Source organism: Sphaerotilus sp. (genome assembly GCF_034519685.1).
Classification (GTDB): domain Bacteria; phylum Pseudomonadota; class Gammaproteobacteria; order Burkholderiales; family Burkholderiaceae_C; genus Sphaerotilus.
Window position 1 is genome coordinate 1,410,380 of the sequence record NZ_JAXHOF010000003.1, and the last position, 12,906, is coordinate 1,423,285.

General features: G+C 69.7%; 13 protein-coding genes. 9 read left to right on the top strand and 4 right to left on the bottom strand.

Translation table 11 applies throughout. The annotated features are described in order from the left end of the window. Nucleotides 1-19: 19 nt before the first annotated feature. Nucleotides 20-547 carry a gamma carbonic anhydrase family protein gene (locus U5O44_RS10245; RefSeq protein WP_322588326.1) on the top strand — a complete coding sequence of 176 codons (528 nt, stop codon included), beginning with the start codon at nucleotides 20-22 and terminating at the stop codon, nucleotides 545-547. After that, nucleotides 544-1,521 (top strand): Hsp33 family molecular chaperone HslO, encoded by a 978-nt coding sequence (hslO, locus tag U5O44_RS10250; RefSeq protein WP_322588327.1) that lies wholly within the window; start codon nucleotides 544-546, stop codon nucleotides 1,519-1,521. The genes U5O44_RS10245 and hslO overlap by 4 nt, the downstream gene beginning before the upstream one ends. On the opposite strand, the gene U5O44_RS10255 is transcribed toward hslO, so the two are convergent. Further along, on the bottom strand, nucleotides 1,480-2,448 hold the full coding sequence (locus tag U5O44_RS10255; protein WP_322588506.1) for an alpha/beta hydrolase: 969 nt from the start codon (nucleotides 2,446-2,448) through the stop codon (nucleotides 1,480-1,482). The genes hslO and U5O44_RS10255 overlap by 42 nt on opposite strands. A gap of 223 nt (nucleotides 2,449-2,671) precedes the next feature. On the opposite strand from U5O44_RS10255, the gene U5O44_RS10260 reads away from it, so the two are divergent. Next, nucleotides 2,672-3,526, top strand: coding sequence for a basic amino acid ABC transporter substrate-binding protein (locus U5O44_RS10260; protein WP_416222148.1), 855 nt, complete (start codon nucleotides 2,672-2,674; stop codon nucleotides 3,524-3,526). A 21-nt stretch (nucleotides 3,527-3,547) separates the two neighbouring features. Further along, nucleotides 3,548-4,300 carry an amino acid ABC transporter permease gene (locus tag U5O44_RS10265; RefSeq protein WP_322588328.1) on the top strand — a complete coding sequence of 251 codons (753 nt, stop codon included), beginning with the start codon at nucleotides 3,548-3,550 and terminating at the stop codon, nucleotides 4,298-4,300. A gap of 36 nt (nucleotides 4,301-4,336) precedes the next feature. Here the strand turns inward: U5O44_RS10265 and U5O44_RS10270 are convergent, their stop codons facing one another. Continuing rightward, nucleotides 4,337-5,314, bottom strand: coding sequence for a tripartite tricarboxylate transporter substrate binding protein BugE (locus tag U5O44_RS10270; RefSeq protein WP_322588329.1), 978 nt, complete (start codon nucleotides 5,312-5,314; stop codon nucleotides 4,337-4,339). A 111-nt stretch (nucleotides 5,315-5,425) separates the two neighbouring features. On the opposite strand from U5O44_RS10270, the gene U5O44_RS10275 reads away from it, so the two are divergent. Continuing rightward, entirely contained in the window at nucleotides 5,426-6,337 is a 912-nt protein-coding gene (locus U5O44_RS10275; RefSeq protein ID WP_322588330.1) for an AEC family transporter, read from the top strand. On the opposite strand, the gene queG is transcribed toward U5O44_RS10275, so the two are convergent. Further along, the gene (gene queG, locus U5O44_RS10280) at nucleotides 6,244-7,452 is read right to left on the bottom strand and encodes a tRNA epoxyqueuosine(34) reductase QueG (protein ID WP_322588331.1); all 1,209 of its coding nucleotides are present in this window, start codon (nucleotides 7,450-7,452) and stop codon (nucleotides 6,244-6,246) included. The genes U5O44_RS10275 and queG overlap by 94 nt on opposite strands. 3 nt (nucleotides 7,453-7,455) lie before the next feature. Here queG and tsaE point away from each other — a divergent pair, with 3 nt between their 5' ends. The 3 genes from tsaE to U5O44_RS10295 are packed head-to-tail and all read left to right on the top strand — an operon-like array spanning nucleotide 7,456 to nucleotide 10,924. Next, nucleotides 7,456-7,965 carry a tRNA (adenosine(37)-N6)-threonylcarbamoyltransferase complex ATPase subunit type 1 TsaE gene (gene tsaE / locus U5O44_RS10285; protein ID WP_322588332.1) on the top strand — a complete coding sequence of 170 codons (510 nt, stop codon included), beginning with the start codon at nucleotides 7,456-7,458 and terminating at the stop codon, nucleotides 7,963-7,965. Beyond that, complete coding sequence (locus U5O44_RS10290) at nucleotides 7,962-9,500, top strand: N-acetylmuramoyl-L-alanine amidase (RefSeq protein ID WP_322588333.1); 1,539 nt, start codon at nucleotides 7,962-7,964, stop codon at nucleotides 9,498-9,500. Before tsaE ends, U5O44_RS10290 begins: the two co-directional genes overlap by 4 nt. Beyond that, nucleotides 9,497-10,924 carry a hypothetical protein gene (locus U5O44_RS10295; RefSeq protein ID WP_322588334.1) on the top strand — a complete coding sequence of 476 codons (1,428 nt, stop codon included), beginning with the start codon at nucleotides 9,497-9,499 and terminating at the stop codon, nucleotides 10,922-10,924. Before U5O44_RS10290 ends, U5O44_RS10295 begins: the two co-directional genes overlap by 4 nt. Here U5O44_RS10295 and U5O44_RS10300 read toward each other — a convergent pair. After that, entirely contained in the window at nucleotides 10,911-11,567 is a 657-nt protein-coding gene (locus U5O44_RS10300) for a DedA family protein (RefSeq protein WP_322588335.1), read from the bottom strand. The genes U5O44_RS10295 and U5O44_RS10300 overlap by 14 nt on opposite strands. 178 nt (nucleotides 11,568-11,745) lie before the next feature. On the opposite strand from U5O44_RS10300, the gene U5O44_RS10305 reads away from it, so the two are divergent. Continuing rightward, nucleotides 11,746-12,870, top strand: coding sequence for an ABC transporter substrate-binding protein (locus U5O44_RS10305; protein WP_322588336.1), 1,125 nt, complete (start codon nucleotides 11,746-11,748; stop codon nucleotides 12,868-12,870). Nucleotides 12,871-12,906 lie beyond the last annotated feature (36 nt).

The following is a 12,906-nucleotide window of genomic DNA, read 5'->3' on the forward strand; positions in this document are numbered from 1 at the left end:
TTTTCAGCAAGGAGTGGCCATGGCCATCTATCAGCTCGGCGAACACGCGCCGCAACTCCACCCCACCGCCTACATCGCCGACAACGCACAGGTCATCGGCCAGGTCCACATGGCCGAGGACAGCAGCGTCTGGTTCGGCGTCGTCGTGCGTGGCGACACCGACGCCATCCACATCGGCCGCGGCAGCAATGTGCAGGACAACACCGTGCTGCACACCGACGAAGGCATCCCGCTGGTCATCGGCGAGAACGTCACCATCGGCCACCAGTGCATGCTGCACGGCTGCACCGTCGGCGACCACTCGCTGATCGGCATCGGCGCCATCGTGCTCAACGGCGCGAAGATCGGCCGCCACAGCATCGTCGGTGCAGGCGCGCTCGTCACCGAGGGCAAGGAGTTCCCGGACTACTCGATGATCCTCGGCAGCCCCGCCAAGGTGGTCAAGACGCTCACGCCCGAGCAGGCCGAACGCATCGCGTTCGGCGCGGGGCATTACGTCGAGAACGCCCGCCATTACCAGGCCAACCTGAAGGAGATCGCACGATGAGCCAAGGCACGCTGCAGGGCGGCGAACTCCACAAGTTCATCTTCGAAGGCCTGCCGGTGCGCGGCGCGCTGGTGCGGCTGACCGGCGCATGGACCGACATCCTGGCGCGCCGGGCCCAGTCCGGCGGCTATCCGGCGCCGGTGCGGCAGCTGCTGGGCGAGATGACCGCCGCGGCTGCGCTGATGCAGGCGGGCATCAAGTTCAATGGCGCGTTGATCCTGCAGGTACAGGGCGACGGGCCGGTGGCACTGGCCGTGGCCGAGGCACAACCGGACCTCTCGCTGCGCGCCACGGCGCAGATCACCGACGAGATCCCGGACAACGCCCGGCTCGAAGCCCTGCTGAATGTGCATGGCCGTGGCCGCTGCGCCATCACGCTCGACCCCAAGGACCGCCAGCCCGGCCAGCAGCCCTACCAGGGCGTGGTCCCGCTGCACGGCGACCGGGGTGAGCCGCTGCAGAACCTCTCCGAGGTGCTGGAGCACTACATGCTGCAGTCCGAGCAGCTCGACACCCGGCTGGTGCTGGCCGCGGATGACCATGTGGCCGCTGGCCTGCTGATCCAGCGCCTGCCGATCGAAGGCGAAGGCAACCTCGGCGGCCGCAGCAACGAGGACGAGATCGGCCTGAACGAGTCGTTCAACCGCATCGCCCATTTCGCCGCCTCGCTGACCCAGGAAGAGCTGCTGACGCTGGACGCGCACAGCATCCTGCACCGCCTGTTCTGGGAAGAGGAGCTGCGCCTGTTCGAGCCGATGACGCCGCGTTTCGCCTGCACCTGCTCGCGCGAGCGGGTCGGGCGGATGCTGGTCAGCCTGGGCCGGGACGAAGTGGAGAGCGTGCTGGCCGAGCAGGGACAGGTGGAGGTGACCTGCGAGTTCTGCGGCCAGCGCCAGACCTTCGATCCGGTCGATGCGGCCGAGCTGTTCCTCTCAGCGGCCGAGCACCTGCCCGGCACCGGCACCATGCAGTGACACCCGCAGCGCGGCGGCGCACAGCGCCACCGCCGTGTTCGCCTCGTCCAGCACCCGGCCCATGGTGATGAAACCGTGGATCTGGCGCTCGAAGCAGACGTACTGGGCGCGGTTGCCGGCCGCGCTGAGGCGGTCGGCGTACTGGCGGCCCTCGTCCCGCAGCGGGTCGAAGCCGGCGGTCAGCACCAGCGCCGGCGGCAGGCCCTGCAGATCCTCGCGCAGCAGCGGCGAGGCGCGCCAGTCGCTCCACTGGCCGGGGTCGGGGATGTAATGGCCGCGGTAATAGGCGATCGAGTCGGCGGTCAGCATGTAGCCCTGGCCGCACGCCGTGTGCGAGGGCGCCACCGCGCGCATGTCGGTGGCCGGGTAGATGAGCAGCTGGAACACGATCGGCAGGTCGCCCGCATCGCGCGCGGCGATCGCCACCACCGCCGCCAGGTTGCCACCCGCGCTGTCGCCGCCGATGGCCAGCCGGGTCGGGTCCAGCGCCAGTTCGGCCGCGTGGCCATGCACCCAGCGCGTGGCGGCCACGGTGTCGTCGACCGCCGCCGGGAAGCGGTGCTCCGGCCCCAGGCGGTAATCGACCGACACGACCGCGCACCCCGCGCCATTGGCCAGTTCGCGGCACAGCGTGTCGTGGGTGTCGCGGTCGCCGATGGTCCAGCCGCCGCCGTGGTAGTACACCAGCACCGGCAGCACCGCTTCGGGTGCTGCCCCGGCCGGCCGGATCAGCCGCATCGGGATGTCACCGTGCGGCCCGCTGGCCACCAGATCGCGCACCTCGGCGACCACCGGCGGGTCGGGCTGCGTGAAGAAGCGGCGCTCGCGGAAGAAGCGACGCGCGTCCTCCGCCGTGAGCAGGTGGGTCGGCAGCACGCCGCGCGCGGCGATCAGGTCCATCAGGGCGCGGGCTTGGGGGTCGAGCAGCATCATCACCTCGGCAACAGGATCGAACAGGGTTGAACAGGGATCGAATTGGAACGAATCGGGACCGCTTGCCACCGAAAACAGACAGTGGCCGCACCGGACCGGCCGGCGCTCGGGTTGTCCACCTCGGATCGGCGGGATTTGGCACTTAAACTGACAAGTCTGCGCCTTTCGCATCCGAAGGCTCCCCCATTCTCCGACTTCCCGTCAGAAGAGTACGTCCATGTCCATGCTGCATTCCCAGACGACCCGTCGCTTCCTGAAGACCTCCAGCCTGCTGATCGCCGGCCTCGTGCTGGCCGCCTGTGGCAAGCAGGAAGCCGCTGCACCGGCAGCCCCCGCCGCGTCGGCCGCCGCCGCACCGCCGCCGGCCAAGGTCTATGTCGTCGGCACCGACGCCGCCTATGCCCCCTTCGAGTCGCAGAACGAGAAGGGCGAGATCGTCGGCTTCGACATCGAGGTGGTCTCGGCCGTGGCACAGAAGGCCGGCATCGAGGTCAAGTTCGTCAACACGCCGTGGGAAGGCATCTTCAACAACCTGGCCCAGGGCGACCGCGACCTGCTGGTCTCGGCGATCACCATCACCGACGAGCGCAAGCAGACGATGGACTTCTCGGCGCCCTACTTCGATGCGCAGCAGCTCATCGCGGTCAAGGCCGATTCGAAGATCGCCAAGTTCGATGACCTGAAGAAGCTCAAGGTCGGCGTGCAGACCGGCACCACCGGCGACGAAGTCGTCACCAAGCTGCTGGGCAAGACCAGCACGGCCGTCAAGCGCTTCGAGTCCACCCCGCTGGCACTGAAGGAACTCGAATCCGGCGGCGTGGACGCGGTCGTGGCCGACAACGGCGTGGTGATCCACTACGTGGCCAACAACACCGGCGCGCAGTTCAAGACGGTCTCCGACACCTCGTTCACGCCCGAGCAATACGGCATCGCTGTCAAGAAAGGCAACGCCGAGCTGCTGGAGAAGATCAACAAGGGTCTGGCCGACGTGAAGGCCGACGGCACCTACGACAAGATCTACGCCCAGTACTTCGGCGCAGCACCGGCCGCAGCGGCCGCAGCCTCCAAGTAAGTTCGACCGGCGCGCACCACCATGGATCTCCGCTGGGACATTCTGGCCGGCTATGGGCCGCTCTTCGCCCAAGGGGTGCTCACCACGATCGAGCTGACGCTGGTGGCGATCGTGGCGGGCATGGTGCTGGGCATCGCCTTCGGGCTGATCAGCAGCTCGGTGAACGCGCCGCCCCCGCGCTCGCTGCCCGCCCTCTGGGGCATGAAGGCGCTGCGGGCGGTCACCACCGCCTACGTCACGTTTTTCCGCGGCACCCCGCTGTTCGTGCAGATCCTGCTGGTGCATTTCGCACTGATGCCGGCGCTGATCCACGCGGACAACGGCCTGCTGCTGAGCGGCGAGGCGGCGCGCACCTTCCGGCAGGAGCACGGCGCCTTCTTCTCGGGCTGTCTGGCACTGAGCCTGAACGCCGGCGCCTACATCTCGGAGATCTTCCGCGCCGGCATCCAGAGCATCCACCTCGGCCAGACCCAGGCCGGCTACTCGCTGGGCCTGACGCACGCGCAGAGCATGCGCTTCGTGATCCTGCCGCAGGCCTTCCGGCGCATGGTGCCAGCCCTGGTCAACGAGGGCATCACGCTGATCAAGGACTCCTCGCTGGTGTCGGCCATCGGACTGGCCGAACTGGCGCTGGCCGCCCGCACGGTGGCGGGGGCGTATTCGCGCTACTGGGAGCCGTATCTGGCGATCTCGGCCATCTACCTGGTGCTGACGCTGGTGCTGTCGCTGCTGGCCAGAAGGCTCGAAGCGCCCGCCCACCTGCGCGGGCGCTGACCGTCGAAGGGGTCGAAGGCGCCGAAGGGTGGTCGATCAGTCCAGCTTGAGCTTCTGGGTCTCGACCACCTTCTTGTAGACCTCGAACTCGGCCTTGATCTGCGCGGCGAACTGCTCCGGCGTGTTCGCCACGATGACCGAGCCGGTGTCCTCGATGCGCTTGCGCACGGACGGATCCTCCAGCGTCTTGCGGGTGGCGGCACTGATCTTGTCGATGACCTCACGCGGTGTGCCCTTGGGCGCCAGGAAGCCGTAGAAGGCCATCCGGTTGACGGGCTCCAGCCCCACTTCCTTGAAGGTCGGCACGTTCGGCAGCACGGCCAGCCGCTCCGGCGCCGCCACGACGATCGGGATCAGCCGGCCATCCTTGATGAACGGCAGCGCCGAGGGCAGGTTGTCGAAGATCAAGGGCACCTGACCGGCCACCGTGTCATTCAGCGCCGGGCCCGCCCCACGGTACGGAATGTGGGTGACGAAGACACCGGCCAGGCTCTTGTACAGCTCCATCTGCAGGTGGCCGATGCCACCTGTTCCGGAACTGGCAAAGCTGTACCGGCCCGGGCTCTTCTTCAGCACTTCGACGAAGGTCTTGTAGTCGCGTGCCGGGAAGCTCGGGTGGACCGCGATCACGTTCGGTGTGGCGGCGATGTTGATGATCGGCGCGAAGTCAGTCAGCGGGTTATAGGGCGTCCGGGGGTTGATCGCGGGGTTGGCGGCCGTGGTCGAGACGGTGGCCATGCCCAGCGTGTAGCCATCAGGCGCGGACTTGACCAGCTCGTTGGCGCCGATGATGCCCCCGCCGCCGGCCTTGTTCTCGACGATCAGGGTCTGGCCAAGCGCCGGCGTGATCTTCTCGCCCATGATGCGGGCGATGATGTCGGTGGTGCCCCCGGGGGCGAACGGCACGATGATCTTGACCGGTTTGGCCGGGTAGCCCTGGGCCAGCGCGGCCAGCGGAAGGGCCAGCAACGCGGTGGCCGCGGCAGTGGTGGAGAGGATCTGACGTCGTTGCATGGGGTGGGCTCCTGCGGTTCCTGGGGTGGTGGCGATTCTCATGCTACCCAGCGGCAGCGCGTTGTGGATGGTGCGTAGGGGAAAACCAGACGGCTGCGCTACGCTGGCGCGATGCTCTCCATCGCCTTGCTGCTGCTGCCCGATTTCCTGCTCATCGTCACCGGCTTTGCCCTGTGCCGCTGGACGGCGCTCGACCGGTCCGTCTGGAGCGGTGTCGAGCGGCTGGTCTACTGGCTGCTCTTTCCGGTCCTGCTGTTCACCTCGATCGTGCGCAGCCCGCTGGAGCCGGCGGCCACCGCCGGACTGGCGGCGGGCGGGCTGCTGACCGTCGCCACCGGCATCGTGCTGGCGACGCTGCTGCGCTCGGTGCCGGGCGTCGATGCACACCGGCAGGCCTCGGGCGCGCAGGTGGCGTTCCGCTTCAACTCGTATGTGGCGCTCGCGCTGGCCGAGCGGCTGGGCGGCGCGTCCTCGGTGGCGTGGGTGGCGCTGCTGATCGCGCTGTGCGTGCCGCTGTGCAACATCGGCGCGGTGTGGAGCCTGGCGCGCCACGGGGGGTACAGCACCGGGCGCGAGCTGCTGCGCAACCCGCTGATCCTGGCGACCGTGGCCGGGCTGCTGGGCAATTTGGCGGGTCTGCAGCTGCCGCAGGTGGTCGACATCACCTTCGGGCGGATCGGTGCTGCAGCGCTGCCGCTCGGGCTGATGGCGGTCGGCGCGGGGCTGCAATTCGGCGGACTGCGCCAGGCGCCGGGGCTGGCGGCCATGTTGCTGGCGATCCGGCATGCCGTGCTGCCCGCGGTCGGGCTGCTGCTGGGCGTGGCGCTGGCGCTGCCGACCGGACAGGCGCAGATCCTCGTCGCCTTCGCCGCCATGCCGACCGCGTCGAGCTGCTACGTGCTGGCCGCGCGCATGGGCGGCGACGGGGTCTACGTGGCCGGTCTGGTGACAGCGTCCACGCTGCTGGGCATGGTCAGCGTGCCGGTGGCCCTGGCGCTGTTCTCGCGGCTGCACGGCGGCTGAGCCAGCGCCCAGTCGATGTGCTCGGCCAGCAAGGCGCTGGCGCCGGGCCGCTGCGCCGCCAGCGCTGCGGCGATGGCCGGATCACCCGTCTCGCGCCACGCATTGCCCAGCGCCACGGCCACATTGCGCTGCCAGCGGGCGTGGCCGATGCGGCGGATCGGGCTGCCCTCGGTGCGCTGCAGGAAGGTGGCCTCGTCCCAGGCCCACAGCGCCAGCAGCGTCGGCGCCCGCAGCGGTTCGCGGGCGTCGAAATCGGGCAGCGTGCTGCGCCGGGCGAACTTGTTCCACGGGCACACCCGCTGGCAGTCGTCGCAGCCATAGACCCGGTTGCCCATCGCGGCACGGAACTCGACCGGGATCGGCCCATCGTGCTCGATCGTCAGGTAGCTGATGCAGCGCCGCGCGTCCACCCGGTAGGGCGCGACGATGGCCGCGGTCGGGCAGGCGTCGAGGCAGGCGCTGCACTGGCCGCAGTGCGCCTCGACCGGCGGCGTCACGGGCAGCGGCACGTCGATGAACAGCTCGCCCAGGAAGAACATCGAACCCGCCGAACGGTCCAGCAGCAGCGTGTGCTTGCCGCGCCAGCCCAGGCCGCTGCGGCCGGCCAGTTCGACCTCCAGCACCGGCGCCGAGTCGCAGAAGACCCGGTGGCCGAAGGGGCCGATCTCGGCGGCGATCCGGTCCGCCAGCCGCTGCAGGCGGGCGCGCAGCACCTTGTGGTAATCGCGGCCCCGGGCATAGACCGACACCACCGCCTCGCCCGGCTGCGCGGCGCGGGCGGCCTCGTGTGCGCGCCAGTCGTCGGGCGTGTCACGCGGCAGGTAGTCCATGCGCGCCGTGATGACCCGCACCGTGCCGGGCACCAGCTCGGCCGGGCGCGCCCGCCGCAGGCCGTGGGTGGCCATGTAGCCCATGCTGCCGTGGAAGCCTGCGTCCAGCCAGGCCACAAGACCCGGCTCGGCTGTTGCCAGATGTACATCGGCCACGCCGATCTGTGAGAATCCCAGCTCGATGGCCCATGCCCGTACCAGCCCGGCAAGCCGTGCAGGATCGGGCGCAGCCGTTCCCGGGGCGGGTCCGCCCGACGCATTTCCCTGATCCGCAAGGTTGTTCATCCGGTGATTCTAGAAACCCGCCAGCAGCATTGGTCCGACGAAGCCGCCTGCGAGGCCACGGCGCGTGCGCTGGCACGCCATCCGGGTCTGCGCCGCGCCTGCATCGAACTGCACGGTCCGCTCGGCGCGGGCAAGACCACCTTCGCCCGCCACCTGCTGCGCTCGCTCGGCGTGACCGGCCGGATCAAGAGTCCGAGCTACGCCATCGTCGAGCCGCATGAGGTGCCCGCGACCACCACAGCGGACAACCGGGACAAACTGGACAAACTGGACATCTGGCACTTCGATTTCTACCGATTCGGTGACCCCCGGGAGTGGGAGGATGCCGGCTTTCGCGACCTGTTCGCCAGTCCAGGCCTGAAACTGGTCGAGTGGCCCGAGAAAGCGGCCGGACTGCTGCCGGTGGCGGATCTTGTGCTGTCCCTGTCCCCGCAGGACGACGACAGCCGGACCGCGCACTGGCAGGCCGGCACGCCACTGGGCGCGACGCTGCTGAACGAGACCCTGCCATGAAACACCCGATTCCTGACCCGACCACAGCGGCCCACGCCACCGAGCCGGCCACCACCGACACCCGGCCCGCTGTGGGCCGCCGCGGCTGGTTCCGCCAGGCCGGTGCGCTGGTGCTCGTGCTCGGTGCGGGCGATCTGGTGCATGGCGCCACGCTGGTGGCGGTGCGGGTCTGGCCGGCAGCCGACTACACGCGGGTGACGCTCGAATCCGACACCGCGCTCGAAGCCCGGCATTTCGTCACCGAAGGCCCGGCACGGCTGGTGATCGACATCGACGGCCTCGAACTCAGCCCGCAACTGCGCGAACTGGTCGCCAAGATCGGCACCAACGACCCCCACATCGCCGGCGTGCGCCTCGGCCAGAGCCAGCCACGCCAGGTGCGCATGGTGTTCGACATGAAGCGGGCCGCCACGCCGCAGGTCTTCACGCTGTCGCCGATCGCCCCCTACCGCTACCGGCTGGTGTTCGACCTCTACCCCGCGCAAGCGCCCGATCCGCTGCTGGCGCTGGTGAAGGAGCGCGAAGCCGCGCCCACCCCGCTGCCCACTCCACCCACGGCCGCGACCACCACGGCCGACGCCTCGGCCCGCGCCGCCTCAGAGGTCGACGACGCACTCGGCGAGTTCATCGGCCGCGTCGACCGGCCGGCCCAGCCCACGCTGCCGCAGCCACCGGCGCCTCCGGCCGTCGCCGTGAAACCGGATGCCGGCAGTGGCGGCTCCGCCCCCAGCGCATCGCCCCCCATGCCGACCCCACCGCGGGTGGCCACCGCGCCCGCCACGGCCGAAGGCGCCCCCGCCGTCCCGCCGGGTCGTGGCGGCATCAACCGACTCGTCATCGTCGCCATCGACCCGGGCCACGGCGGCGAGGATCCCGGCGCCATCGGCCCGACCGGGCTGCGCGAAAAGGACGTCGTGCTGAAGATCGCCCGACAACTGCAGGAGCGCATCAACGCCCGCCCCGGCATGCGCGCCATGCTGACCCGCGACGCCGACTTCTTCGTGCCATTGCAAGAGCGGGTCAACAAGGCCCGCCGCGTGCAGGCCGATCTGTTCGTCTCGATCCATGCCGACGCCTTCATCACGCCGCAGGCGCGGGGCGCTTCGGTCTTCGCGCTGTCGGACTCGGGCGCCACCAGCACGGCCGCCCGCTGGATGGCACGCCGCGAAAACGCCTCGGACGCGATCGGCGGCATCAACATCGCCCGCAAGGACACCCAGGTGCTGCGGACACTGCTGGACATGAGCACCACCGCCCAGATCAAGGACAGCCTGCGGGTGGGCCGCGAGGTGCTGGGCCACATCGGCAAGGTCGGCCGGCTGCACAAGCCGCATGTGGAGCAGGCCAGCTTCGCCGTGCTGAAGGCGCCGGACATTCCTTCGATCCTGGTGGAGACCGCCTTCATCTCCAACCCCGAGGAAGAAGCCAAGCTGCGCGACGAGAACTACCAGACCGAACTCGTCAAGGCGGTCTACACCGGCATCGTCCGCTACTTCTCCCGCAACCCACCGCTGGCCCGAGAACGCATGTCATGAACGCCACGCCTGTCTCGACGGCCCGTGCGGCGCTCACCGTGCTCACCGCGCTGTCGCTGAGCGCCTTGGCGCTGCCCGCGGCAGCTCAATCGGCCACGCCCCCCGCCGCTGCCGCCTGCCCCAGCGGCCTGCCCGAGGGGACACGCTGCCTGAACGGTCGGGACTACCTGGGGGCCTACTACTGGATCGCCGTGCCCAGGGACTGGCAGCCCGAGACCGGCGTGCTGGTGGTGCATGCCCACGGCGGCCCGGCGCTGGGCGAGCCGACCCTGGCGCGCAGCACGGGCGACCTGCAGCGCTGGAGCGTGATGGTGCGCGCAGGCCATGCCTGGGCGGGGTCGAGCTTCCGGCAAGGCGGCGTCGAGCTGCTGGCCGCGGCCGAGGACACCGAGCGGCTGCGCCAGCTCACCGTCGCCACCATCGGACAGCCACGCCGCACCCTGCTGCACGGCCAGAGCTGGGGCGCAGGCGTCGCCGCCCGCATGGCCGAGCGCTACGTCACCCCCGACATCGACCCGCGCCGCACGGCCCCCGGCCCGCTACCCTACGACGCCGTGCTGCTGACCAGCGGCGTGCTGGCCGGCGGCACACGCTCCTACGATGTGCGGCTCGACCTGCGCGTGGTCTACCAGGCCTTGTGCCAGAACCACCCGAAGCCCGACGAAAGCGCCTATCCGCTGTGGATGGGACTGCCGCCGGACATCAAGCTGACGCGGGCGGAACTGGCCAGCCGGGTCGACACCTGCCTGGGCGTGCAGCGCAAGCCCGCCGAGCGCAGCGCCGCCCAGCAGCAGCGGCTGACCACGCTCACCCGGGTCGTGAAGCTGCCCGAGCACGAGATCCTGTCGCACCTGAACTGGGCGACCTGGCATTTCCAGGACATCACGATGCGCAAGCTGAAGGGCCGCAACCCGTTTGGCAATGAAGGCGTGCAGTACAGCGGCTCGGACGACGACGCGACCCTGAACCGCGACGTGCTGCGCTACCGGGCAGACCCGGACGCGCTCGCCGCCCTCGCGCAGGACACCGACCCGACCGGCCGCCTGCTGCTGCCCACGCTCACGCTGCACGGCATTGACGACCAGACCGCCTTCGTCGAGCTGGAATCGCATTTCCGCGAGACCGTCACCGAGGCGGGTGCGGCGGACCAGCTGGTGCAGGTCTACACCGCCGACCACGCACACAGCTACACCAGCGATGCGCACTACGTGAGCGCGGTCGAGGCGCTGCTGGACTGGGTGGACAAGGGCGACAAGCCCAGTGCGGCCCGCTTGGCGCAGCGTTGCAAGACGCTGCCGACCCAGTGGCAGCCCGCCAGCGGCTGCCGCATCCGCGTCGATTACCAGCCGGCGCCGCTCGACAGCCGCGTGCCGCAGCGTCGCCGGCCCCCTGCGGCTACGGCCCCGGCGATCAAGCGGCCTTGATCGCCTCTTCCTTGCGGCGCGCTTTCCAGGCGCCGAAAATCGCGATCAGGCCCGGGATGACGATCAGCGCCCAGATGATCTTGCTCAGATTGGCCTGCACCCAGGGCAGGTTGCCGAACAGGTAACCCGCCAGCGTCAGGCCGACCACCCAGAGCACCGCGCCGATCACGTTGAACATCAGGAACTTCGGCCGGGTCATCTCCGCCACGCCGGCCACGAAGGGCGCGAAGGTGCGGATGAAGGGCATGAAGCGCGCGATGATGATGGTCACGCCGCCGTGGCGCTCGTAGAAGTCGTGCGCCTGGTTGAAGGCCCGCTTGTTGAACCAGCGCGAGTCCTCCCACTGGAAGACCTTGGGCCCGAAATAGCGTCCGATGGTGTAGTTCGTCTGGTCTCCCAGCACGGCCGCCACCAGCAGCAGCCCCATCACCAGCGGCAGGTTCATCAGCCCCGCCCCGCACATGGCGCCCACCACGAACAGCAGCGAGTCACCAGGCAGGAAAGGCATGACGACCAGTCCGGTCTCCACGAAGATGATCGCGAACAAGAGGGCATAGACCCAGGCGCCGTACTGGGCGACGAAGGCAGCCAGATGCTTGTCCACATGGAGGATGAAATCGATCAGGAAAGGCAGGATGTCCATGGCGCGCGAGATTACCACCGCATCCTGAGCGGTATTGCGCACTACCACACGCGCGCGCCGATCGGACGCATGGCAGACATGACATTTCCACATCGGCTAGGCACACTCCACGCCGTCCATTTCAGGGATTGACAGCCATGTCACCCCCCTTCTAGCGCCCTTGCCTCCCACCCCATCCATGTTACGCAGACGCCTCGTTCTGGCGGGTGCTGCCACCGCACTGGCACGCGCCACCGGAACGGCATCGGCTGCGGCCGGCCCCGACCTCGTGCTCGGCCAGTCGGCGCCGCTGAGCGGCCCGCTGTCGCCGCCGGTACGGGCCTTCAATGCCGGGGCGCAGCTGGCCTTCGACACGCTGAATGCGCGCGGCGGCCTGGCTGGCCGGCGTCTGCGCTGGATCACGGTCGACGATCGCGGTGATCCGGCTCTGGCGCAGGCGATCTGCGACAAGCTCATCACCGAGCAGAACGCCACCGCCCTGTTCGGCTGTGCCGGCAGCCTGAGCATGGCGGCCATCGAGCCGCTGCTGCGCCGCCACGGCGTGCCGGCACTCGGCGGGCTCTGGGTGGCCGACTCGGTGCGGACGCAGTGCCGGGACATCGCCTATTTCGTGCGCGCCAGCCTCGACCAGGAAGCCTCGGCCCTCGCGCTGCATCTGGCCACGGTCGGCCTGCAGCGCATCGGCGTGGTCCATCTCGCCACCCCGTTCGGGCAGGAAGGCCTGAAGACCATCGCCGACGCCCTGACAGGCGAAGGCCTGACGCTGTCGGGCACCGCCGCCGTCACGCCCGACGGCGCCACCGCCCAGGAAGCCGCCCGCAAGCTGCTGGCACTCGCGCCGCAGGCCATCGTGCTCTTCGTCAACGGCTCGCAGGCGGCCACCGTGATGGCCACCGCCGCCGGCCTGCGCCGCCACCCGGCCTTCTACGGCCTGTCCATCGTCTCCGACGAAGACGCCATCCGCAGCATCGGCGCGCAGGCCCGCGGGCTCGCGATCTCGCAGGTCGTGCCCTACCCCTGGAGCGAGAGCGACCGCCAGATCGTCGACTACCGCGCGCTGGCCACCGCCGCCAAGGTGCCGGTCGGCTACGCCAGTCTGGAGGGCTGGCTCAATGCGCAGGTGCTCATCGAAGCCCTGCGGCGCTGCAACGGCGACCCCAGCCGGGCGCGTCTGCACGCCACGCTGAAGGTGCTGCAGTGGTATGTCGCCGGCATGGCGGTGAACTTCAGCCGACAGGAACTCAGTGGCTCGCGCTTCGTCGAGCTGGTGCAGCTCACCGCCTCGGGTCGCTACCTGCGCTGAAGCCCCGCCCCTGCAGGGTCTGGCGCGGCACGGCTT

What these genes read in the sequence shown, in the direction of transcription:
- U5O44_RS10290 (WP_322588333.1), top strand. Translation starts at nt 7,962, where the DNA reads ATGAAACACCCGATTCCTGACCCGACCACAGCGGCCCACGCCACCGAG.
- U5O44_RS10295 (WP_322588334.1), top strand. Translation starts at nt 9,497, where the DNA reads ATGAACGCCACGCCTGTCTCGACGGCCCGTGCGGCGCTCACCGTGCTC.
- U5O44_RS10260 (WP_416222148.1), top strand. Translation starts at nt 2,672, where the DNA reads ATGTCCATGCTGCATTCCCAGACGACCCGTCGCTTCCTGAAGACCTCC.
- U5O44_RS10265 (WP_322588328.1), top strand. Translation starts at nt 3,548, where the DNA reads ATGGATCTCCGCTGGGACATTCTGGCCGGCTATGGGCCGCTCTTCGCC.
- queG (WP_322588331.1), bottom strand. Translation starts at nt 7,452, where the DNA reads ATGAACAACCTTGCGGATCAGGGAAATGCGTCGGGCGGACCCGCCCCG.
- U5O44_RS10305 (WP_322588336.1), top strand. Translation starts at nt 11,746, where the DNA reads ATGTTACGCAGACGCCTCGTTCTGGCGGGTGCTGCCACCGCACTGGCA.
- hslO (WP_322588327.1), top strand. Translation starts at nt 544, where the DNA reads ATGAGCCAAGGCACGCTGCAGGGCGGCGAACTCCACAAGTTCATCTTC.
- U5O44_RS10245 (WP_322588326.1), top strand. Translation starts at nt 20, where the DNA reads ATGGCCATCTATCAGCTCGGCGAACACGCGCCGCAACTCCACCCCACC.
- U5O44_RS10270 (WP_322588329.1), bottom strand. Translation starts at nt 5,314, where the DNA reads ATGCAACGACGTCAGATCCTCTCCACCACTGCCGCGGCCACCGCGTTG.
- U5O44_RS10275 (WP_322588330.1), top strand. Translation starts at nt 5,426, where the DNA reads ATGCTCTCCATCGCCTTGCTGCTGCTGCCCGATTTCCTGCTCATCGTC.
- U5O44_RS10300 (WP_322588335.1), bottom strand. Translation starts at nt 11,567, where the DNA reads ATGGACATCCTGCCTTTCCTGATCGATTTCATCCTCCATGTGGACAAG.